Below are 21,198 nucleotides of genomic sequence, written 5' to 3'. Positions count from 1 at the left end.
TTACGTAAATGTACGTTGCCGTTCTAACACGGCCCACTGTTGTGCATCGTGTCCGAAAAAGATAGTCGCGCCGCTACGCTGGATGCGCTGTATTTCATCGAGTGATTTCAAGAATCCATCGCCATCCCATGTATTCCGCGGTACGGTTCGATTATCAAGATTGCTTCGTAGGCTAGCCGCATCGGATGCCATTAGAATCGCTCCGCTTTGGTCCAGAGTTACCAATGCGCCGAGGCTTCCCGGGGTATGGCCAGGCAAAGGAACCAGGACGATACGGCCATCTCCAAAGACATCATATTCGCTGTCTATCTCCTGGAATTGTGCATCGCTATCCCAGTCTACCGGGAAATAGCCTTGCCGCTCCGCATTCTGGCTGCGTGCTGCGGCAAGCTCACAGCGGTGGCACACGATTGTCGCCGAGGTAAAAAAAATATTGCAACCACAGTGGTCGGTATGGAAATGCGAATTGACGACCAAGTCAATGTCCTCGGGCCGTATCCCCAGGCTGCGCAAGCCTTCTATAACGTTTACGCCGGGTGGAGACGTGACCTCCATCGTCTTGGCCATGCCGCCAATTCGTTTAAAGGGAGCCGACGCGAGTTCCGGATGGCATCCGGTATCAAACAGAACATTTCCTTGCGGATGCTGGATCAGGAAGCATGACACGGGAAGTTCTATCATGGCATCTGGCGCCACGCCGGGAAAATATACGCTTTTCTTCATCCGCAACGTGCCACCGGATAGTGCATGAATCTTCATTGGTACATTATTCCTTGGATAAACATTGTATTAAGAAAGCTCTACGGCCCGGCGGCATCGCGCATGGTCAGGAGCTTTCCGAAGCCCGCAAAATCTGGTGGCGATAGCGCACCGGACTGGTTCCGGTCCATTGCCGAAACGCACGCGTAAATGCTCGCGTCTCGGAATACCCGAGGGACATGGCGATATCGCCAATGGATGCGTTTCCGCGCAACAGTTTGCGCAAGGCAGAATCGCGCCGGATATTTTCCTTGATTCCTCGATATGATGACGATTCATCTCTGAGCCGGCGCCGCAAAGTTTGTTCAGTCATGTGAAGATGGTCCGCCACGAGTCCGAAAGCGGGAAATTGCATTTCTTCGCCGTATTGCGAGACAAGAAAGGCACGGATTTTCCGCGTGTAGCTCTGGTCCTGATTCGGCATTGTCATGAAATTCAGCGGAGCAAAAGCAAGAAGCTCTTCTAATTCATATACATTGCGGATAATTGGCAGGCGTAAACTTTCTATCGGGAAGGAAATGCAAGTGTGTTTGACGTTGAAAACATGGCGGCACGGAAAGAGGTATTTGAATTCTTCCAGGTAATCCGTGGGACTTTCATAGGCAAATGCCGCCCAGTTCAACGGAACCGGCGAACCTGAAGCCCAGCCCAGGAACCGATGCCAGATAACAAGCCAGAATTCGAGAAAGTAGTGTGCTGGATCGAGATCTTTGCGCGTCATGTCCACCCTGAAGATGACTTCATTAGACACGTGTTCCACGCCCATGATAATGTCATCTGTAATCAGGTTGTAGAACCTTACGCCCAGTCTTAGCATTTCCTCGATGCAGGTGCAATGGAGCACGAGGCGCGCCATCATTTCAAATACGCCGCGTTTGATTCGTGTTTGTGTGAATCCCATGAATTCGTCATCGAGTTCCTTCCAGATGCATCGCACGAGGCTCGCCATCTGTTGTGCGCTGCCGCGTCCGAATGGATCCAGCACGCTGGCGGGAACGTCGGCCAAGTCCAGCAGCCTTTGTACATCGACGCCCTTGGACTGCGCGCCGCGCAAACAATTCCTGAAATAATGTGATCCGATTGTGGCCATAATATGTAGGGAGCATCACTTATGTGGGACTGACTGCAGCGCGACACGCGCGAGAGGCCGGGCCAAGCCCGGTACGTTGGTACGTATGCGGTAAATGCAGCCGCCGAGCGCTTCGGGCGCGCCCTGGGCGCCCGAGACAATATATAAAGACTTGTAATCGGCATCGCCGAAACATACGCTCGTCACCATGGGGGTCGAAAGCCTGATTCGGCAAATTTCCTTGCCGCGGGCGTCATACGCGACCACAAGTCCGGCGTGCACCAACGCGACCCAGACACTGCCGTCTTGTGCGACTGCCAGACCGTCCGGCATGCCCTCGGCCGGTGTGACGAAGTTGCGCCGGCCGGCCAGGGCGCCGTCTGGAGCGACGTCATAGACATAAACAGAATGTGCGATTGAGTCGGAGTGATAAAGTTGCGTGCCATCGGGCGAGAATCCGAGACCGTTAGAGAGGCGTATGCCTTGCGCGACTTCTTTGATCTCTCCGTTCAGATCGATGAGATACAGGCTGCCGGCCTCCGTGGATTCCAATTGCCCCAGCATCGGCACGAATGCCAGGGATCCAACATACAGCCGACCGCAATGATCCGTCACGAGATCGTTGTACCCTTGGTGCCCGTTGGCAGGATCGTTCTCCAGCAACACGATGGTGGGCTCGTCGGGCGCTTCGTCGATAAAGCGTTTGTATGCGACATTCCTGCCGCTGACGATTACGCCGCCCGATGCATGAATAGCCATGCCGCCGATGCCTCGGCGGTGGGGAACAAGCAGCTTTGGCGTGCGCAAGGCGTCAAACTGCCATACGCCGCCGATTTCCGCGTCCGTATAGAGCAGCCCGTGGTCCTGATCGAAGACCGGAGCTTCAAGCAGTCCATGGCCCTGCGAAATCATTTCTGGCGGTGTCGCTATCATATTCATCTTTAAACCTTCTTTCTACTGGCCCCTGAATCGCGGCGGCCGTTTTTCCCGGAATGCGGCAAGCGCCTCTTTGTGATCCAGACTTTGAGCAACCTTCCGCTTGAGATCTTCAAAATGTCTTTGTTGCTCGCCTTCCTGGCTTTGTATATGGGAGGTCGAGATAATGATTTCTTTCATGGCTTGCTGTGCCAGCGGAGCGCCCTGCAAGATATCTGTGCAGTAAGCCTGGACGGCATCTTCGGCAAGGATACGTGTTGCCAGTCCGCAATGCAGCGCTTCCGTAGCGGTGATGGTGCGTCCGGTAATGAACATTTCCATCGTTGCAGTCAGTCCGATGCGACGAATGAAGCGAGCGATACCTTCCTGTTCATAGACGAGCGAAAGCTTGGCGGGAGGCATCCTGAATGTGGCATGCGGCGATGCCAGCCTTAAGTCGCAGCATAGAAAAAGCTCCACCCCGCCGCCAATCAGCAATCCATCGCCGAACGCCACGGTCACTTGGCGCAGTCGTTCTAGATAGACATAAAGATCGTAGAGGGCGGCGGCGGGATCGCCAGCCGCGCCGCCCATGCAAGCGATGTCGAAGCCCGCGCAGAATACATTCCTGGCAGCCGATCGTATCAGCACGACATGCACTCTGTCATCGAGGCGGCTTTCCAATGTCGCCTTGATGATTCGGGCCATGTCAGGGGAAATTGCGTTGCGTTTGGAAGGACGGTCGAGAATGACGTGCAGGACGGTATCGTCATTGGAGTACTCGAACCGTACGTCATCTGATACTCTTGACGGTATCGAATTCGCTGTATTGGCCACTGTCAGCTCCTGGTCACGACGACACCGGCCTGCTCACGGTCCCAGGTTGCCTCGGTCCGGCCGCGCTCCTTGAGCACACTATGCTGAATTTTTTGGGTTCCGGTTTTTGGCAGTGACGCAGCGAACTCCACAAATCTGGGCACGGCGTAATACGCCAGCTTGCCTTCGCAGAATTTGATCAGGTCTTCAGGGGAAATGCATTTTCCTGGCTGCAGGACGACCACGGCCATGACTTCTTCTTCACCGACTTCGGACGGGACGCCGATAACCGCGGACTCAAGCACCTCTGGACAGGCGTCCAGGACTGCCTCTACTTCCCATGCGGAAATATTCTCGCCCCTGCGGCGAATCGCTAGCTTCGCCCGTCCGCGAAAGTAGAAAAAGCCTTCGTCATCCTGTTCGCCCAGATCGCCTGAATGAAACCAGCCGCCCTCATACGCTTTTCGCGTTGCATCGGGCAAGTTATGGTAGGAGGTTGCCTGCCCCGCGGGATGGCGAAACAATAATTCGCCGCATTGGCCGGCGGGAAGGGATTGGCCGTTTTCGTCTACCACCTTGAACTCCGCGCCTCCGACGGGTTTACCGACAGAGCCCACCCGGCCTTGGGTATTCAATAAGATTCCCGCGGCGTCGGACATTCCATACCATTCGAGGATTTTCACGGCGAATCGGGTTTCGAAGCCGCGCCACATGGCGGCGGGGGTACCCACCGATAATATGGTGCGCACCGGATTGTCCCGGTCGTCGGGCCTGGGAACTTGCTTCATCAGTATGGAGGTCATCGCGCCCAGCGTATTGACCTGAACGGCATCGAACTTGCGGCAATCATCCCAGAATTGGGACGCGCTGAAACGCTCCGCCAGGGCAAGTTTGGCATTGAGGCGGATTGATCCGATCGCGGAGATCAAAAGCGCATTGGCATGAAACAAGGGTAGACAGGCATACATCGTTTCTCCGGCCTTGACTCCCATGGCCGTCAATAAAGGAGTGAGTAGAGGCTCGTACTTGGCGGCCGCGATTCCTTTGGGCTGGCCTGTCGTTCCGGAGGTGTAGAGCAGCCCTACCGCAGCCACCGGGCGATCGACGGCCACTTTCGGTTCGGCATCTGGCGCGCCGAGAAGATCGGAAAAGTCGACGCTTTTATCGATGCTCTGGCCGGCATTGATAGTGATTAGGTAACGGAGACCGGGGGCTTGTGGGCGCGCATCCAGGATGAAGGGCAGAACATCGGGATCGCATGCAATCGCCACGACACCTGAATCCTTCAACATATGCTCCAGCGCAGGCCCCCGCTGCCAGCGGTTGAGCGGCACCACATCGGCGCCGATAAGAATCGCCCCAAAATACATCCAGAGGAATTCGGGCGAATTGCCAGCCATCAATGCAACCCTGTCCCGCGGCTGTATACCCAGGCTTAGCAGGCCATTGGCGGCGCGCTGGGCAAAAGAAAGCACTTCTTCCCAAGAATATTGAGAATCCTTGAATTTCAACCAGATTGCCGACGGGTCTTCGGCAACCCGCTGGCGGATAAGGCGCTCAATTTCCGATTGTGCACGCATTTGTATGCCCTCGCTCATTTAGACAGCGAAAAATCTTCGCCTTCATATGCGCCGTCGCGTGGTTTGCTGACCCGAATCAAGCCCCACATTTCAGTGTAGTCGGCATTCGTGGTCGTATGGTCCGTGGCGCTATACTTCGGATCACTGAAAACGACGCTATAGCCTGCCGGCACTGCGCTGCGTGTCTCAAGGATTTCTTTCAGCGTCTCGGCTTTCGTATTGCCTTTTTCTTTCATGGCGGTTTCGAACGCCCATTTGGCCATGTATACCGCATCATTGGCCAGCGCACTGTATGGAAGATTGTTGACCGGGCCTTCCAGTTTCAGGTCTTTGATAAATGCGCTTAATTCCGGGCGGGGCGTGCCGGTCCATGTCCCGACCCGGTAATTCACCGCCAGGAACTGGTCATGAACGCTTGCAGGAACCTGCTCCGTGAGGTCACCATAGAGAACGGCCGGCTCGCTGACCACCTTGGCCTTCCAGCCCAGCGTCTGCATTCCGGTCATGACAACCCGCACGCCTTCGCGCGCCCCGCTGTCAAACGCAATGGTGTCGGCGCCGGCGTCGCGCAAGCTCTGGAGTTGCGGCGCCAGATCTTTTGCTTCGACGCTGAATTGCTTGTAGCCGGCCACATCGATTCCATATTTCTTTGGAAGGTCGGCGGCGAGCGTGTCGCCCAGGGCAACTTGGGGAGGATTGGTGCTCACGAGAATGCCGACTTTCTTGGCGCCTACTTTCTTGAGCGCGGCGGCAACGGCTTCAGTCCGTTTGCTCGCCACGTCGGCTAGTTGAAAACTATAGGGAAACTTTTTTGGATCTCCTATCAGGGGGCTTGCCCCGCTGCTTATCGTAAGGATTTTTTTCTGAGTCGTGTAGGGAAGAACCGCCAGAGCCAGCCCGCTGATCACTTCAGGATAAATGACATCCACTTTTTCATCGGCCACTAACGACTTGGCGGCAAGAAGTGCGCGGCCGGGATTGCTGGCATCGTCGCGGATAATCAATTTGACCGGGCGCGAAAGAATGCCTCCATTGGCGTTGATGCGTTTCACCGCCACGTTCAACCCCTGTTCGATAAATTGTCCGTATTGAGAAAAAGCGCCGGTCTTTGAAAGAATGGCGCCGATACGGAATGGCTCGCCGCTGGGCGCCGTCTGGGCGGATGCAGCCGGAACGGCAGGCCCGAAAAACACCGCAAGCACCACGAAACCGGCACGGAGTGTCCTGAAGGACTGTGAATGAAGGCGACTGCGTCGGCCAACTGCATGATGCATGAACATTATTTTTCTCCTCGATCTAGTTATTTGTTTACAAGATTTTGTAGGGATCCCGTTGCGACCACTTTTCCCGAGTCAAGAAGATATCCTCGCTTGACCAGGCCAGTCAGCCATCCTGCCTGTTGTTCAACCACAATGACCGTCAAACCGTCCGCAGCGAGGTTGCGGATAGTGATGAATAATTCGCTTGCGACCGGCGGCGACAGTCCGGCTGACGGTTCGTCGAGCAGTAGAAGCCGCGGACGTGAAGCAAAAGCGGCCGCCAATGCGAGAGCTTGCCGCTGTCCGCCGCTAAGCAGACCCGCTTTGGTGTTACGCAGAGGTTCCAATATGGGAAACCATTGCCAGATTTCAGACAGAGCGCGTGGCGTTTGGCCTTTGATCCTGGCAAGCCGCTGGCCTAGTTCTATCATTTGCGCCACGGTCAGGGACGCCGGGAGCCGGCCGCCATCGCGAACTAGCGACAGGCCTTGCAGGGCGACGGCATGGGCCTTGAGCTTGCTGATGTCGTGGCCACCCATCTGGAGCGCACCCGTTGACTTTTCATGCAAGCGGGCCAACGTGCGCAGCAAGGTGGTCTTGCCCGCGCCATTACGGCCAAGAATACCCACCACTTCGCCGTCGGCGACATCCAGATCCACACCCCAGAGCACTTGCAGTTGGCCGTGCCATGCACACACATTTTTTACAGATAACGTCATGGGACACCTAGACAGTTCATGCGCATTTCGATTGTTCAGGCGCGTGGTTTAAATAATCGAGCAGCGTCGCCGGCAATGCTGCTGAAGTCGCCGCGTGGCAAGAAATCTGGCCAGCCTCCAACAAAGCCAAGTCGTCGCAAAACTGCATCACGAATGGCACGTTATGTTCGACAACCAGTATGGTTATGCCTCGTTTTTTCAAATTATTCAGTAAGTGCCCGAGTTGCAGCCGTTCTTCATCGTTCAGGCCGGCAGCAGGTTCATCCAGAAGCAACAGCGTTGGCTCCGCTACGACGGCACGTCCGATTTCGACAATGCGCTTCAAGCCCAGAGGCAGTTCGGCAACGGGGGTGGAAATGGCCGAAGCCGGAAGCCCGACTTCGGCAAGCATGGCGAGAGAGCGGTGCAAGTCATCATTTCCCTGCTGTACGAGCCGTGGCAACCTGAAAATAGATGCCAATATCCTGCCCGGGCGCTGGCCCAGCAGGCCCAAGGAAATGTTCTCGAGCGCGGTCGCGTCTTCGATTAACTGCGGTATCTGAAAGGTTCGGCCGATACCTGAAAGCGCTAGCTCGTGCACGGCCTTTCCCGACAGATCCTTGTCGCCGATGAAAATCCGCCCCTGTTGCGGCTGGATAAAGCCCGATATTGCATTTAGCAGCGTCGACTTCCCCGAACCATTAGGCCCCACGAGCCCGGTCAAGGCACCTTGCTTGAGGGTGAGGGTTACGCCGCTTAGAACCTGGTGAGCGCCGAATCGAACACTGATATCCTCGATGCGGACGACCATCTTCTGTTCTGTTGCATAGGCAGATTCCAGTTGCGTGACCTGGCCCGAGCGGTGGCTGTCTTGGGGCACATGCATGTCTGCCGCTGATCCCGCGGCAGTATCTTTTTTTATGCTGCCGCGCTTGAAGAGACGTCCGATGGACGGAATGAGCCCATCGGGGAAAACCAACGTGCCTATCAACAGGCCCAGCCCGAGCGTAATGGCATTGAACGGACTGAAGGGCCCCACCCAGAAACTGAGGGCAAGCAAGGGCACCATGCCGACGATCGGACCGAATAATGTTCCTGCGCCACCCAGGACCACACCAGTCAACAAGAGCAGGGTAAGGCTCATGCCGAAGGCATCAGGACTGATGAACTGCTCGGCATAAGCCAAATAGAATCCGGCCACAGCAGCGGGAATGCTGGACATGATATATACGGTCAAGCGCAGTTTCAGGGGATTGAGGCCTACCGCGCGCGCTCCCGACGGAGCATCACGCAAGGCGCGCAGCCGCGTGCCCCAGCCTGATCTCAGAAAATTCCATACTGCCAGAAGAACCAAGGCCAAGATCGCCAGGCTTAGTTCGAACATGGCGCCATCGGACAAGGGCTCGCCACCGAACTGAATAGGCAGTATCCCGGTCAAGCCATATTCTCCGCCGGTCCACGTCTCGCCAAGGACTATCAGCTGAGGCATGACAACGACCGAAAACAAGGTGATCAAGGCCAGATACCAACCGCGCACCCGCAGGCCTGAGCCCATGATCAAGAGGCCTGCGGCGGTTCCCGCCAAGATCGCACAGGGGAATGTCGCGGCGACGCCCCAGCCTTTATGGGCGCTCAGCATTCCCGCGGTGTAAGCGGACACCGCCATGATGGTCGGATAGCCCAGAATGAGTTCACCGCAATAGCCAAAAGCGATATTCATGCCGATCGCCACAACAATATATGCGATAGCGACTTCGTAGCGGCCAAGATCGAATGAGCCGCCTGAAACCAAAGGGATGGCCGCGAGCGCCAGGAATATTGCCACCACGCAGCCTGCTACGCGCAATTGCCGCCGCGCGCACCTGGCTTGCCAATTCCTGCCTTCGTCCGCGATCTCATCTACTTGCTGGATCGTCATAGCGATTTCCTTTTTTGTTGATTTGATGGTGAGTTTGCCGTCAAACCTCGCGAATCCGCGTAGAGCCGAACAAGCCAGCCGTTCCCCAGAGACCCGATGGCTTGACAAGCAGCACCACGACGACGACCAGCCAGATGAGAGGAAGCGCAAGATGCGGATTCGCCACTGCGGGCACTATCCCGCTGATGAGTCCGACGATCACGCTGCCGAAGAGCGCCCCCGCGAAACTGCCGAAACCGCTCAACGCCATGCCGGCAAAGCCATAGAACGTAAGCTCTTGCGCGGAATATGCCGATGCAGCGATCACGGGCGCAATCAGCAAGCCTGCCAAAGCCGACATGCCGCCCGCGATTCCAAAAGCGATTGCGATAATCTTTCCTGTATTGATGCCAAAAAGCTGGGCGCATTCCGGATCTTCGAGCGTGGCGCGGAAGATATGGCCCACTGAAGTACGCCTGACCACCCACTCGACCAGTATCGTTACCGCTATGCCAGTGGCGATCATCACCAGATAGATCGGCCGGATGGGAATAGAGAAAAGGAAAAGAGGATCATCTGAGACATAAGATGGAACGCGATGGGAGTCGCTGCCAAAGAGAATGGATACGGCCGAGTTCGCCGCGGTGGCCAAGCCGATAGTCGTGAGCATGGTCGTATGCGAGAAAGACCGCGTTCGTCCCATCGCGGGCAATACCGCGATGAAGTGCGTCAGCAGGCCGGCCACGATGCCGACGCCTGCCGTCGCGGCGGCGGTGATCAAAGGCGCCCAGCCCAAGTGCACACCCAGAATGAAGGCCAGGATCGTCCCCATCATCACGATGGTGCCTTGCGCGAAGTTGAATACGCCGCTGGCCGCCAGAATGATGGTGAAGCTCACGGATATCAGAATATAGATGCTTGCCAGGGCAAGCCCCGTCACTACGCCCAGCATAATCGTGGTTATCGTCATTGACGCGCTCCAGCTGTACTGTGATGAGATTGGGACTGGCCTTCCATGGCAGGCCCATTGACAACACCATTGTCGAACAGGCCTGATATTCGATCGTCTTCGTAACCGAAGCCGGCCAGGATGGCCCGAGTGTCTTGCCCGGGCAGCCGGGCAGGGTGCGGAACGGCCGATGCCGTGCGGCTGAACCGCGGGGAAGGGGCGGGCTGGACGACGCCGTCGATTTCGATCAGGGTTCGCCTGGCTTTGATGTGCGGATTATCCGCGACTTCCGCAAAGGCCAATACGGGTGCAAAACAGACCTCCGCGCTATCAAGCAGCGCACACCACTCATCGCGAGTTCGCTGCTTGAATAAGGCTGCCAGCTGTTCGCGGCGCACAGGCCACTGATCTTCATCGTATTGATCCAGCCAGCCGGGATCGTCGATCCCGAGGCGGGATAAGAACTCTGTATAGAATTTGGCTTCCAGCGGACCGACAGAAACATATTTCCGGTCCAGGGTTTCATAACAATTATAAAAATGCGCTCCCCCGTCCAGCAGATGGGTGCCGGGGTCCCCCTGAAATTTTCCTTGCGCGGAAAAGGTATAGCATTCGGCGAGCAGTGTGGACGCGCCATCGACCATTGCGCAATCGATTACCTGGCCCATGCCTGTGCGCTGGGCCTCCCACACTCCGGCCATCAAGCCATAGGCGAGCAGCATTCCGCCGCCGCCATAATCCCCTACGAGGTTCAGAGGATGTCGTGGCCGTTCGCCCGGCCGACTCATGGAGTGGGTAACGCCCGCCAGCGAAATGTAATTGATGTCGTGGCCGGCGGTTCGCGCCAACGGGCCTTCTTGCCCCCAGCCTGTCATGCGCCCATACACAAGACGGGGGTTCTGTTCGAGACATTTGTCGGGGCCCAGGCCTAAGCGCTCCATGACTCCGGGCCGAAAGCCTTCGATCAGAATATCTGCCTTTTCGATTAAATCGAGAACGAGATCTCGACCTTCGGGCTTTTTGGCGTCGATTACGATGGATTCGCGGTTTCGCAGCAGAACATTGTATTGGCTGTCTCGAGCTTCTTGGCGTTCTATACGAATCACGCGCGCGCCCAGATCGGCCAGCATCATCGCGCAAAAAGGCGCCGGGCCCAGCCCTGCCATTTCTATAACTGTCAGACCGCTCAACGTTCCCACTTGTTTTGTCTCCTTTCTTTTTTACTTTTTTGTATTGCATCGATTCTAACGCCGGGCCCATTAAGGAGCGAGGGCCAAAAACGACGCAAAAATGCACTGAATCGATCACGCGTAGCGCGCCGCAGGGCGCAGATTGTTGCAGCCACCATATCGATTCGGTGACTGCAGCCGCGCTTGAAGTGATGTTTGAATGAAATGGACGTAGCCGCGAAAGCGTGCGGGGCCCGTGTATGATCAATGCAAAGGACTATTTTTTTTCAGCCGATGCGTGGGCGCTTACACCGGCCAGACCCTTGGCGTAGCCTTTCTTCTTTTCGATATTCATTATTCGATGTATATGAATGCGTTGCGCCTGCGGCGAACCTGCGCCGTGCATTGATTCGGTCAGGTAGCCGACGGCGTTGCGTCCCAAAGTCATGTTTTCGATCAAGCGCAAAAGGCGGGCGCGATGTTCCACCGGAACATTGGAGCGGCCTTTAAGATATTTTTTGAGCAGCGGGCCTGTCACCTCGTTTTCGAAGTCCTGTTGTGAGGGCAGCGTGACCATGAGGCCGCCAGCAATGTCCTGGGCCAGGCGCGATAATTCATAAGGGAAGCGCGTTACGTTTTGCTTGCAAACATTGGCGAGCATTGCATCGTTCATGTAGATCCCCGATGCAAGCGGCTTGGCTTCGTAAGAAGAGGCTATTGCCGAAGAATAAATCGTCTCGTTGAGATGGGTCATTTCGACCAGCTTGTCCTTGATGTGCGAAGCATTCTCCACGCCGTTATACTCCGCAACGGTCGCGGCAGCCCCTATCAGCACGTCCCCCAAGCCGGTTTTACAGACATAGCTTGCCCGGTGGTAGGCGGTAAAGCGCGCCACCATTTCTTGAGCAAATTCGTATTCCCCATCCATCAGGACATGCTCCCATGGAATGAATACATTATCGAATACCACCAACGCCTCTTGCCCGCCGAATTTTGCATTGCCCTTGTCGACGTCGCCCGATTCCATCGCCCGCATGTCGCACGATTGCCGGCCATAGATGTATGTCAGGCCCGCCGCGTCAGCGGGCACAAGGCCGACTACTGCGTAGTCCCGATCGGTCTCGCTCAGGTTCATTGTCGGCATGACGCAAATCCAGTGCGAATTGAAGCCTCCGGTCATGTGCGCCTTGGCTCCCGTCACATACAGCCCGGTATCAGTGCGTCGCGTTACATGCATGAATAGGTCAGGATCGTCCTGCTCGCTCGGCCGCTTGCTTCGATCGCCCTTGGGATCTGTCATTCCTGCCCCAATGATGATGTTATTCGCTTGGGCCAGCTTCATGAATTCGATATAGCGATCATGATAGGACGTGCCGTGTTTCTGATCGATTTCGTATGTGATCGAATGGAGCACGCTGATTGTATCCAGGCCGGCACAGCGCTGAAAACAGGTACCGGTAATTTGTCCAAGGCGGCGCTGCATGCGGTTTTTCATCACGATGTCTTGAGCGGACTCGACAAGGTGCAGAAATCGGTTGACCCGGCGGCCAATCAACGGCGACTCTGCTGTTGCCAGTTCGGGATCTTCAGTGGCAAGATCATAGGTAGCCTTCAGCGCATTCATGGACGGCCGGATAATGGGGTGATCGACAGGATTCTCCACCAGCTCGCCAAAGAGATAGAGGTCAATGTCCCGATTTCTGAGGCTGTCGAGATAATCCTCGCCAGTCACTATTGGATGAAAGCGCGACCATCGTGCGCTTGCTGTTTCTTCGCGTTCCCGCAAGTCACTTGTTACTAGCATGACTATCCTCCGTAGCAGACACTCCTGGACAGCTGAAATTGCATTCCAAAGGCGGTGTCTCGGGCCATTCTATGGCTGGACGGCGAGCAGAACATAGGACGATAAATGACTTCTCTTGGCACCTTTTCCTTCAGTTGCCAGGGCAAAGCAAGGTTCTGTCGACTATCGGCGCGCATACGATGCGGCCAAAACCGGTATCCACAGTCTTCAAATAGATATATCACCTAGCCGGAAGCCATTATGCATACTTCTTCACTCCGTCCAGCTCAGCGACAGGAAGCTCATCGTGGCGGAACCTGGAAGGCCGGCCAGGAGAGCAGGATTACATCGTTCTCAAGGACTTCGCATTACCTTGGGGATTTTGCCATTCAGGAAGCGCCGAGCCTTCACCAAGCTCGTGGGCGTGACGCCGGCGGCGTATCGCAAAGCCCATGATTCAGCCGGAGCTGTCTCCAGATGACTTCTGGGTGCTTGCCTCTTATTTCCTCCTGTCGATTCGGCACGGCGCGACTTTTTTTATAGTGCGGCTTGATAATATGTTGCATATACATCATAATACTCGCCATGAAACAGATAAAGAATGCCACGAGCAGCCAGGAATTGGTTCGCGAGATTGAAAGCAAGTGTCTGCTTACACGGACACGCCGCATGTCGCGGATACTGACCAGCATCTACGATCAGGCGCTTCGGCCTTTCGGTGTCAATTCGCCCCAGTTCACCTTGCTTGTGCTGATCAGCCGCATCGGGCCGGCAAGCCGGGCCGACATTGGGCGTGAAAACCACCAGGAGCGATCGACGCTGACGCGCAACTTGCAAATCATGCTTGCGGAGGGCTGGATCGAAGAAGTCCCCACCCTGGTGCAAGGGCGAAGCAGGCCGGTGGCGGTGACGGCCGCGGGCCATGCCTTGCTGCAAAGCGCCGCGCCGGCTTGGCGTTCGGCCCAGAGCCAGGCAAATGAGGTTCTGGGAAAGCAGGGAGCGGCGGCGATTCTTGGAATCGCCCAGCATCTGGAGCCCTGAATTTTTTTTCATATTATGTTGTATATGCAATATGTGGGCGAGAAGGATTTCTTTTTTGACCGACGCGGTATCGCATACCGCGACCTTATCAATCTCTCAAGGATATATGCCATGACTATCGTCAAAGCCGCAGCCGTACAAATCAGCCCCGTGCTCTATAGCCGCCAGGGCACTGTGGACAAGGTGATCCAGAAAATTCTCGAGCTGGGCCGGCAGGGCGTTCAGTTCGCCACCTTCCCGGAAACCGTTGTGCCGTACTATCCCTATTTCTCCTTCGTTCAATCCGCCTACGACATCAAGGTCGGCAAGCAATTCCCCACCCTGCTGGATCAATCGGTTACGGTGCCGTCGGCAACGACGCACGCAATCGGGGAGGCCTGCAAGCAGGCCGCAATGGTCGTGTCCATCGGCGTGAACGAACGCGATGGCGGCACGCTCTATAACACCCAGCTGCTGTTCGATGCGGACGGCACGCTGATCCAGCGCCGCCGCAAGATCTCGCCCACCTTCCATGAGCGGATGATATGGGGCCAGGGCGATGGCTCGGGGCTGCGCGCCGTCGACAGCGCGGTCGGCCGTATCGGCCAATTGGCCTGCTGGGAGCACTACAACCCCTTGGCCCGCTACGCCCTTATGGCGGACGGCGAGCAGATACACTCGGCGATGTATCCCGGTTCATTCGCGGGAGATCTCTTTGCGGAGCAGATGCAGGTCAACATCCGCCAGCATGCGTTGGAATCCGCGTGTTTCGTCGTGAACGCCACCGCCTGGCTCGATGCCGGCCAGCAAGCGCGGATCATGGAAGACACGGGCTGCAATATCGGCCCGATTTCCAGCGGCTGCTTCACCGCCATTGTCTCGCCCGAAGGTCAATTGCTGGGCGAGCCATTGCGTTCGGGTGAAGGCGAGGTGATTGCAGACCTGGATTTCTCCCTGATCGGCCAGCGCAAGCAACTGATGGATTCCCGCGGCCACTATAGCCGCCCCGAATTGCTGAGCCTGCTGATCGACAGGACACCGGCCTCACATGTCCACGAACGTGCCGCGCATCCGCAAGCCGCCGCAGTCGAGGAAAAAGATGACCGGACGGCAGAGACCGTTTGACCGGTGCGCCGGGCATCCGAGGGCAGTAAGCGTCATCGGCTCATCTGCTCCCTTTGTGATCCAGGAAATAGCGGCCCGGCGATTTGCCGAGCGCCTTTTTGAACATGGTGACGAAACTGCCGCTGCTTTGATAGCCGAGGTCGGCGGCGACCGACTGCACGGACATGCCTTGTGAAAGCCATTTCAAGGCAAGAACGATATGAAGCTGCTGACGCCAGCGTCCGAAGCTCATCCCGGTCTCGCGCAGCAGAATGCGGCCCAGGGTGCGCTCGTTCACCGCGACGCGCCCGGCCCAGTCCTGCAGGGTGGCGCGGTCTGAGGGGTCGGCCATCAGCATCGCGGCGATCTTGCGCACCCGGGCATCCGCCGGCATCGGCAGATGCAGGCTCTCCACGGGCGCGGCGGCAAGCTCATCGAGCACCACGGTGACCAGATGCGACTCGGCGCCGCCCAGCGGATAGAGCAGGGGAAGCGCCGCGCAGCGGATCAGCAGTTCGCGCAGCAAGGGCGATATCGACACCGCGCAGCACGTCCGCGATGGCAGGGGCACCACGTCCGGTTCGGCGTACGCCATGTAGCCTTCAAATGTGCCCACGGCATTGACGTTGTGCGGCGTGCCGCCGGGAATCCAGATGCCGCATTGCGGCGGAACGATCCACAAGCCTTGTGATGCTTCGCACGTCACCGCGCCGCGCATGGCGAACAGCAACTGCGCCTTGCGGTGCTGATGGAAGGTGGACTCCATCCCATTGGTGACCCCGCTGAAGCCGATGAATGTCATGGGGCGCGGCACTTCGTCGGGATCCGCGTACGACTCGGGCACGCCTTCCAGGATAGGCATCGACAGCCCCTTTTGACGGTGAATGGCAATATGGCCAGATATCCGAATGTTATGTCATTTTTTCGTATTGTGGCCAGATTATGTGAATGATAATCTTTCTCAATACAGGCGGCCTAACCCTCGGTCGCGCCTTTCTTTTTATGGAGAACGAGCATGGATTCACTATCGACCGGCCGCGTGGCCGATGTTCTGGCAAGGCTTCATCGGGACGCCGAAGCCGCGGATCGCCAGCTCATTGAGGCCTACAGCAGCCAGGGCGCCACGCAAGAGCAGATGATTGGCCAGATACTGGAGCAAGAGGCAAAAGATCTGAAGGCGCTGTATGGGGGCCTGGCCGGCAATTTCCTGAACGTTACACCCGAGTTCGGGCGCTTTTGCTATATCGCCGCGCGCGCTTGCAAGGCGACACATATCGTCGAGTTCGGCACGTCTATGGGAATTTCCACGATCTATCTCGCCGCGGCCTTGCGCGACAATGGCGGCGGAACGTTGATCGGTACCGAACTGGAACCGGCGAAAGCGGCGCGGGCGCGCGAAAATCTTGAAGCTGCAGGCCTGGACGATCTGGCGGAGGTCCGTGTCGGTGACGCGCGCGAAACCCTCAAACAGGTCGATGGCGGTCTGGACCTGGTCTTGCTCGACGGCGCGTTCAGCCTTTATCTGGATGTGCTGAAACTGCTGGAGCCGCGGCTGAAGACCGGCGCGCTGATCGTTGGCGAAAATGCGTTCGAGCAGGCATCGGGCTATATCCAGTACGTCCGTGATCCGCGCAATGGCTATCTGTCCCAGCCCATGGCGCAAGATCCCGGGCGAGGCAATGAGCTAACCGTGGTGACGCGATGAGTCAGGTACCGAACCCATTTTCTCCCGTGACGGTGCCGGCTGCGGGAAAACGCGCGGGGATAGTGGAGTCCATGGTCATCAAACTGTTCACGCGCCAGGCGCGTGTCGAATCCGTTGAGATGGTCAATCCGAAATTCTCGATCGTCACACTGCAGCAACTGCATCGCGTCCTCAAGAAAATTGGCGCTTTACGATTGAAGCGCCAGACCAAGGCCTACTTCGCCCCGGCTGTGCCAAAGATCATCACGTGGCGGGAGCGTCGCGTTCGGGGATATCGGGCGAGGCCTTATATGGCGGCGTCACAAATCGGTCATAAATAAGATACATAAATGTATCTTGACGGATCGCTGAGCCAGACATTAAGATTCGCCAATGTATCTTAATGTCTGGAGACCAGTATGAATCGATTTGCCCTCATCCCTGCTTGCCCGGGCCGTTACCTGCAATGCGGCATTGTCTTTGCCATGTTCGGCCTTGCAACGGCGGGAGGCGCGCATGCCGCGGAAAGCGACCGGCTGAAGATAGGCGCGGGGGCGGCGGTCATTCCTCGCTTCGAGGGTTCGGACGAATATCGCGTACGGCCGGTCCCTTTGATCGATTTCCAGAAAGGGCGCTTTTTCGCCAGGACCGGCGACGGCATCGGCTTGAACATCGTCCAGACCTCTCGCTTCACGATGGGCGCGGGCGTGAACTGGATGAAGGGTTATCGGGATAGCGACGTGCCAGACGGTATCGGCAAGTTGTCCGACGCGCTGGGCGGGCGTCTTTTCGTTTCCACGCGGGTGGCGGGCGCGGTGGCCACGCTGTCCGCCACGCAGGCGATCACCAAGAGTGAGCGCGGCCTGGTCGCCAATGCGCGTGTGTCATATCCTTATACGTTGACTGAACGGCTGAAGCTCATTCCCAGCGTCTCCGTGAACTGGGCTAACGCCAAGTACATGGACAGCTACTTCGGCGTGAATGCGGGGCAGTCCGCCGCTTCCGGCCTGGCGCAGTACCGTCCCTCGGCAGGCTTCAAGGACGTCTCGCTGCGCCTCGCGGTCAATTACGAGCTGACCAAGGACTGGAGCGTGTCTGGCGCGGTCGGCGCCAGCCGCCTGCTGGGCGACGCGGCCGACAGTCCGCTGGTCGAGCGCAAGTCGCAGTTGCAGGCCATGGCCGGAGTGGCCTATACCTTTTGAATCACCCGGGCCTGCGCCGTTGCCGGTGGGTCCATGCCTTGCCGATTACCTCGGGCAACGCAAGCTCAACCGGTTCGAACCAGCGGCAAGAAGATCGCGTCGACCCAGGCTGCGCGCAAGTCCTTTGGCGGGGCGGACCTGTTCATCAAGATGTGATGCCGGATGAGGTCGTTCAAAAGCGTTTCGATAGGAGGCGAGAGCTTGGCAGGGTCGATCTCGTGGCGGTCCGCGGCGCGGCGCAGGATCAGGGCCAGGCTGTCCGTTCTGTCTCCATTCAAGGCCTGGCGCAACTCCTGGGGCGAAGCATAGGTCTCGCTGAAAGCCCCGTTCGATAGCAAAGAGAAGATCGCGCCGATGATCGCAGCGAGATCACTGACGCGATCCAGGTACTCCAGAAGCTCCGTCCGAAGATTGCCGCGATCGGGAACCGCCAGCGGGTGCTTGGCCAACTGGTGGCGGATCGCGGCGAGAGCAAGCGCGGCCTTGCCGTCCCAGCGCCGGGCCAGCACCGAGCGGCTCGTAAGGGCGCCAGCCGCTACCGCCTCCATGGTCAATCCGGCATATCCACGGTCGAGCAATTCGGCCCAGGCGACTTCAATGATCGCGCGTTCGAGATCGGCGCCACGGCGCCGGGTTTTGACAGTGCTAGATGTGCGCATACATCTCGATTCCAGGTAGCCTTTTTAGCAAGTGTACGCCAGCAGGATGCGGGATCGTATCTTAGAACCTCTGCCCAGGGTTCTCAACGACCGAGCCGCCAGTTTATCGCAAGAGGCATCGGACATCAGCCTGCGATGTTTCCGCGTATGCGCGGATGCACCGAATGATAATGCCGGTCGGGCCGTGCGGAGTGTGTGCTTGCACTCGCCAAGATTGCGAATGGCGGTCCGTGTCGGTGACGCGCGCGAAACGCTCAAGCAGGTCGATGGCGCGCCACGCTGCAGGGTGATGCATTGAACTTAGTGTCGAGCGACTTCCTTTCTTGATCTCCATCAATTCGCAAGACGCTGCGTCCGAACTCGCGCGCAAGAAGCCATTGCAATGCTGCATTCACAAGTGACAAAGCACACACGCAAGGTGGGGATGAAACTGAAATTGAGATGAGTATCGAAGCTTGAGTTATGCGTCTTTTGTGTTTAGTATCTGCGAGGGAGAGCAGGCAAGAATAAAAACAATCTCACCGTCCGTCGGGTGCGAGGAGCAAAGAGCATGAGCAGAAACACTTCATTGGCCACGGTCAGTGCTGCTTGGCAACATGTCATCGATACGGGTCGCGTTGACGAAACGATGGTGAGGCCCGAGGTAGCGCGGTCGTGGCTGCGCTGCCGCAGTCTGGGTATTGACCCGCGCGAGCCCAAGCTGCCGGTGATGCTCGATCAGCGGCGACTGGATGCGGTGCGCGAGGAAAACCGCAGCCTGATCGAAACCGCCCTGCCGTTCATGGAGTTTCTCAAGACGGCGGTCAAAGGAACCGGTTTTATCCTGGTACTGACTGAGCGCAGCGGGGTGGTGCTCGATGTCTTCGGTGATGAGGATATCCTTGCCATGGCGCGCGACAACAACTACGTGCCAGGGTGCTCGCGCGCCGAGGAGGTGGCGGGCACCAACGCCATCAGCCTTGCTTTGATCGAGAAGCATGCAGTGCAACTTACTGGCGCGGAACACTGGAACGTGCGCCATCATCTTTGGACCTGCGCTGCCGCGCCGGTGTTTTCGCCCGAGGGGATGCTGCTTGGAACAGTGACGTTGTCCGGCGAGACCACACAGGCTCATCGTCACACGCTGGGGATGGTGATTTCGGCGGCCGAGGCGATCCGTGAACGATTGCGCGAACGCGAAACTGCCGAGGAGAAACGTGGCATCAATGTCCTGCTCTCGTCGGTGCTGGGCAGTATTTCCGAGGCGATCATAACTATCGATGCGGCGGGCGTGGTGACCAACATCAATCCGGCCGCCTGCAAGAGCCTCTCCGTCATCCCCACCGAGATTCTAGGCAAGCCCATCGTCCGGCTCTTTCCCTCACATCCCGAACTCGCCAATCTGCTGCCCCTGCGGGGCGACAATGCTGCCTTCGAGGTGAGTTCGGAGCGGCCCGGCGGACGTGGCCACTTCGTCATCACGCCCTACCTGATGCACTCCGACGGTGATGTCGTGACGGGGGCGATTCTCGGACTGCGCGAGCGGCGCGAATTCCTCAACGGAGTGCGGGAGTTTTCCGGCCTCACTGCGGTTTTCACTTTCGATGATATCGTCGGCGAGTCGCCCGCGCTGCTGCGTCAAATCGAGTTCGCGCGCACTGCGGCGCGACAGAATACGCGCATCCTGATCCTGGGAGAGACAGGAACCGGCAAGGAGTTGTTCGCCCAGTCCATCCACAACTGCTCCCAGCGGCGCAACGGCCCCTTTGTTGCTCTCAACTGCGCGGCGATCCCGCGCGAGCTGATGGAGTCGGAGATTTTCGGCTATCGCAATGGCGCTTTCACCGGCGCGCGGAAGGGCGGGCAGGTCGGCAAGCTTGAACTGGCCGATGGCGGCACGATCTTTCTCGATGAGATCAACCAGATGCCGCTCGATCTGCAATCGAAGCTGCTGCGCGCGTTGCAGGAAGACACCATCACACGCCTGGGCGACACCAAGCCGATTCGCATCGACGTGCGTGTGATTGCTGCCGCCAACGAGGACCTGTACGCCAAGAGCCGTGCCGGCGAGTTCCGTCAGGATCTCTACTACCGCCTGAGTGTGGTGGAACTCAGTCTGCCTCCGCTGCGCGAGCGTAGCTGTGACATCCCGCTCATTGCTCTTCACCTGCTCGACAAGCTCGGCGAGAAGATCGGCAAGCCCGCCCTGTCGCTGTCGCCCGTTGCGATTGAGCTGCTGCGCCACTATCCCTGGCCAGGCAATGTGCGCGAGCTCGAGAACGTACTGGAAATGGGCGCCATCATGGCCGAGGGCAATGTCATCGAGCCTTCGCATCTCACATACCGCATGCGCGAGAAGCAATGTGTGGAGGCTGAGCGGCAAATGCCGGTGGCATCGAATGCCGATACGCGATCGATGCGGGACATAGAGCTGGAGCTGATCCGCAGTGCCATTGACGAGTTCAACGGCAATATCGATCTCGTCGCGCACAAGCTCGGACTCTCCCGCAGCACCGTGTATCGCCGCATGCAGCAGCACGGCATCGTCAAGTCGGTGACGGTCAGGAGAGAGACAGTCTCATATTGAGATGAATGTACGGCGCGTGATACGACCGTGTCGCGCGCCACAAACTTCATGTTCCGCTAAATTCCAATA

The 21,198-nt window shown here is 57.6% G+C and carries 19 protein-coding genes; 6 read left to right on the top strand and 13 right to left on the bottom strand.

Features of this window, described 5'->3' with window-relative positions; genetic code table 11:
• From BUB23_RS04755 to BUB23_RS04705, 11 genes are all read right to left on the bottom strand, one after another.
• On the bottom strand, positions 1–759 hold the full coding sequence (locus BUB23_RS04755; RefSeq protein ID WP_073101949.1) for an N-acyl homoserine lactonase family protein: 759 nt from the start codon (positions 757–759) through the stop codon (positions 1–3).
• 67 nt (positions 760–826) lie between these two features.
• A complete protein-coding gene (locus BUB23_RS04750) occupies positions 827–1,813 on the bottom strand; it encodes an AraC family transcriptional regulator (RefSeq protein ID WP_178372266.1) in 987 nt (328 codons plus the stop codon).
• Between the two features lie 51 nt (positions 1,814–1,864).
• Positions 1,865–2,767, bottom strand: a complete 903-nt coding sequence (locus BUB23_RS04745; RefSeq protein WP_084135750.1) for an SMP-30/gluconolactonase/LRE family protein — start codon at positions 2,765–2,767, stop codon at positions 1,865–1,867.
• A gap of 15 nt (positions 2,768–2,782) precedes the next feature.
• Complete coding sequence (locus BUB23_RS04740) at positions 2,783–3,580, bottom strand: enoyl-CoA hydratase/isomerase family protein (protein ID WP_073101946.1); 798 nt, start codon at positions 3,578–3,580, stop codon at positions 2,783–2,785.
• 2 nt (positions 3,581–3,582) lie between these two features.
• On the bottom strand, positions 3,583–5,139 hold the full coding sequence (locus BUB23_RS04735; RefSeq protein ID WP_073102177.1) for an AMP-binding protein: 1,557 nt from the start codon (positions 5,137–5,139) through the stop codon (positions 3,583–3,585).
• A gap of 14 nt (positions 5,140–5,153) precedes the next feature.
• A complete protein-coding gene (locus BUB23_RS04730) occupies positions 5,154–6,419 on the bottom strand; it encodes an ABC transporter substrate-binding protein (RefSeq protein ID WP_084135745.1) in 1,266 nt (421 codons plus the stop codon).
• Positions 6,420–6,439: 20 nt separating this feature from the next.
• Positions 6,440–7,117, bottom strand: a complete 678-nt coding sequence (locus BUB23_RS04725) for an ABC transporter ATP-binding protein (RefSeq protein WP_073101944.1) — start codon at positions 7,115–7,117, stop codon at positions 6,440–6,442.
• A gap of 16 nt (positions 7,118–7,133) precedes the next feature.
• Entirely contained in the window at positions 7,134–9,014 is a 1,881-nt protein-coding gene (locus BUB23_RS04720) for a branched-chain amino acid ABC transporter ATP-binding protein/permease (protein ID WP_073101943.1), read from the bottom strand.
• Positions 9,015–9,054: 40 nt separating this feature from the next.
• On the bottom strand, positions 9,055–9,963 hold the full coding sequence (locus tag BUB23_RS04715; RefSeq protein WP_073101942.1) for a branched-chain amino acid ABC transporter permease: 909 nt from the start codon (positions 9,961–9,963) through the stop codon (positions 9,055–9,057).
• Positions 9,960–11,141, bottom strand: a complete 1,182-nt coding sequence (locus tag BUB23_RS04710; RefSeq protein ID WP_084135743.1) for a CaiB/BaiF CoA transferase family protein — start codon at positions 11,139–11,141, stop codon at positions 9,960–9,962. Before BUB23_RS04710 ends, BUB23_RS04715 begins: the two co-directional genes overlap by 4 nt.
• Positions 11,142–11,388: 247 nt before the next feature.
• Positions 11,389–12,915, bottom strand: a complete 1,527-nt coding sequence (locus BUB23_RS04705; protein WP_073101940.1) for a 4-hydroxyphenylacetate 3-hydroxylase family protein — start codon at positions 12,913–12,915, stop codon at positions 11,389–11,391.
• A gap of 564 nt (positions 12,916–13,479) precedes the next feature.
• Between BUB23_RS04705 and BUB23_RS04700 the strand changes: the two genes are divergently transcribed.
• Both BUB23_RS04700 and BUB23_RS04695 read left to right on the top strand, forming a co-directional pair.
• On the top strand, positions 13,480–13,935 hold the full coding sequence (locus BUB23_RS04700; protein WP_073101939.1) for a MarR family winged helix-turn-helix transcriptional regulator: 456 nt from the start codon (positions 13,480–13,482) through the stop codon (positions 13,933–13,935).
• A gap of 111 nt (positions 13,936–14,046) precedes the next feature.
• Positions 14,047–15,039, top strand: coding sequence for a nitrilase-related carbon-nitrogen hydrolase (locus tag BUB23_RS04695; RefSeq protein WP_073102176.1), 993 nt, complete (start codon positions 14,047–14,049; stop codon positions 15,037–15,039).
• Positions 15,040–15,079: 40 nt separating this feature from the next.
• Here BUB23_RS04695 and BUB23_RS04690 read toward each other — a convergent pair whose 3' ends face one another.
• Complete coding sequence (locus tag BUB23_RS04690; protein WP_073101938.1) at positions 15,080–15,880, bottom strand: AraC family transcriptional regulator; 801 nt, start codon at positions 15,878–15,880, stop codon at positions 15,080–15,082.
• Between the two features lie 153 nt (positions 15,881–16,033).
• On the opposite strand from BUB23_RS04690, the gene BUB23_RS04685 reads away from it, so the two are divergent.
• The 3 genes from BUB23_RS04685 (at position 16,034) to BUB23_RS04675 (ending at position 17,904) form a co-directional block, all read left to right on the top strand.
• Positions 16,034–16,723, top strand: a complete 690-nt coding sequence (locus BUB23_RS04685; RefSeq protein ID WP_073101937.1) for an O-methyltransferase — start codon at positions 16,034–16,036, stop codon at positions 16,721–16,723.
• Between the two features lie 71 nt (positions 16,724–16,794).
• Complete coding sequence (locus tag BUB23_RS04680; protein WP_143160884.1) at positions 16,795–17,043, top strand: hypothetical protein; 249 nt, start codon at positions 16,795–16,797, stop codon at positions 17,041–17,043.
• 78 nt (positions 17,044–17,121) lie between these two features.
• Entirely contained in the window at positions 17,122–17,904 is a 783-nt protein-coding gene (locus BUB23_RS04675) for a MipA/OmpV family protein (RefSeq protein WP_084135741.1), read from the top strand.
• A 65-nt stretch (positions 17,905–17,969) separates the two neighbouring features.
• Here BUB23_RS04675 and BUB23_RS04670 read toward each other — a convergent pair whose 3' ends face one another.
• Complete coding sequence (locus tag BUB23_RS04670; protein WP_073101935.1) at positions 17,970–18,563, bottom strand: TetR/AcrR family transcriptional regulator; 594 nt, start codon at positions 18,561–18,563, stop codon at positions 17,970–17,972.
• A gap of 550 nt (positions 18,564–19,113) precedes the next feature.
• Here BUB23_RS04670 and BUB23_RS04665 point away from each other — a divergent pair.
• A complete protein-coding gene (locus BUB23_RS04665; protein WP_073101934.1) occupies positions 19,114–21,129 on the top strand; it encodes a sigma-54-dependent Fis family transcriptional regulator in 2,016 nt (671 codons plus the stop codon).
• Positions 21,130–21,198: the final 69 nt, after the last annotated feature.

Source organism: Pollutimonas bauzanensis (assembly GCF_900129885.1).
Taxonomy (GTDB): Bacteria; Pseudomonadota; Gammaproteobacteria; order Burkholderiales; family Burkholderiaceae_B; genus Pollutimonas; species Pollutimonas bauzanensis.
The sequence above is the reverse complement of the archived record's forward strand: the minus strand, read 5'-3'. Positions and strand labels throughout refer to the sequence as shown.

Coding starts and splice junctions, on each gene's coding strand:
- BUB23_RS04680 (WP_143160884.1), top strand. CDS start 16,795: ATGGTCATCAAACTGTTCACGCGCCAGGCGCGTGTCGAATCCGTTGAG.
- BUB23_RS04665 (WP_073101934.1), top strand. CDS start 19,114: ATGAGCAGAAACACTTCATTGGCCACGGTCAGTGCTGCTTGGCAACAT.
- BUB23_RS04745 (WP_084135750.1), bottom strand. CDS start 2,767: ATGAATATGATAGCGACACCGCCAGAAATGATTTCGCAGGGCCATGGA.
- BUB23_RS04715 (WP_073101942.1), bottom strand. CDS start 9,963: ATGACGATAACCACGATTATGCTGGGCGTAGTGACGGGGCTTGCCCTG.
- BUB23_RS04700 (WP_073101939.1), top strand. CDS start 13,480: ATGAAACAGATAAAGAATGCCACGAGCAGCCAGGAATTGGTTCGCGAG.
- BUB23_RS04675 (WP_084135741.1), top strand. CDS start 17,122: ATGAATCGATTTGCCCTCATCCCTGCTTGCCCGGGCCGTTACCTGCAA.
- BUB23_RS04685 (WP_073101937.1), top strand. CDS start 16,034: ATGGATTCACTATCGACCGGCCGCGTGGCCGATGTTCTGGCAAGGCTT.
- BUB23_RS04730 (WP_084135745.1), bottom strand. CDS start 6,419: ATGTTCATGCATCATGCAGTTGGCCGACGCAGTCGCCTTCATTCACAG.
- BUB23_RS04735 (WP_073102177.1), bottom strand. CDS start 5,139: ATGCGTGCACAATCGGAAATTGAGCGCCTTATCCGCCAGCGGGTTGCC.
- BUB23_RS04725 (WP_073101944.1), bottom strand. CDS start 7,117: ATGACGTTATCTGTAAAAAATGTGTGTGCATGGCACGGCCAACTGCAA.
- BUB23_RS04720 (WP_073101943.1), bottom strand. CDS start 9,014: ATGACGATCCAGCAAGTAGATGAGATCGCGGACGAAGGCAGGAATTGG.
- BUB23_RS04755 (WP_073101949.1), bottom strand. CDS start 759: ATGAAGATTCATGCACTATCCGGTGGCACGTTGCGGATGAAGAAAAGC.
- BUB23_RS04690 (WP_073101938.1), bottom strand. CDS start 15,880: ATGCCTATCCTGGAAGGCGTGCCCGAGTCGTACGCGGATCCCGACGAA.
- BUB23_RS04705 (WP_073101940.1), bottom strand. CDS start 12,915: ATGCTAGTAACAAGTGACTTGCGGGAACGCGAAGAAACAGCAAGCGCA.
- BUB23_RS04670 (WP_073101935.1), bottom strand. CDS start 18,563: ATGCGCACATCTAGCACTGTCAAAACCCGGCGCCGTGGCGCCGATCTC.
- BUB23_RS04695 (WP_073102176.1), top strand. CDS start 14,047: ATGACTATCGTCAAAGCCGCAGCCGTACAAATCAGCCCCGTGCTCTAT.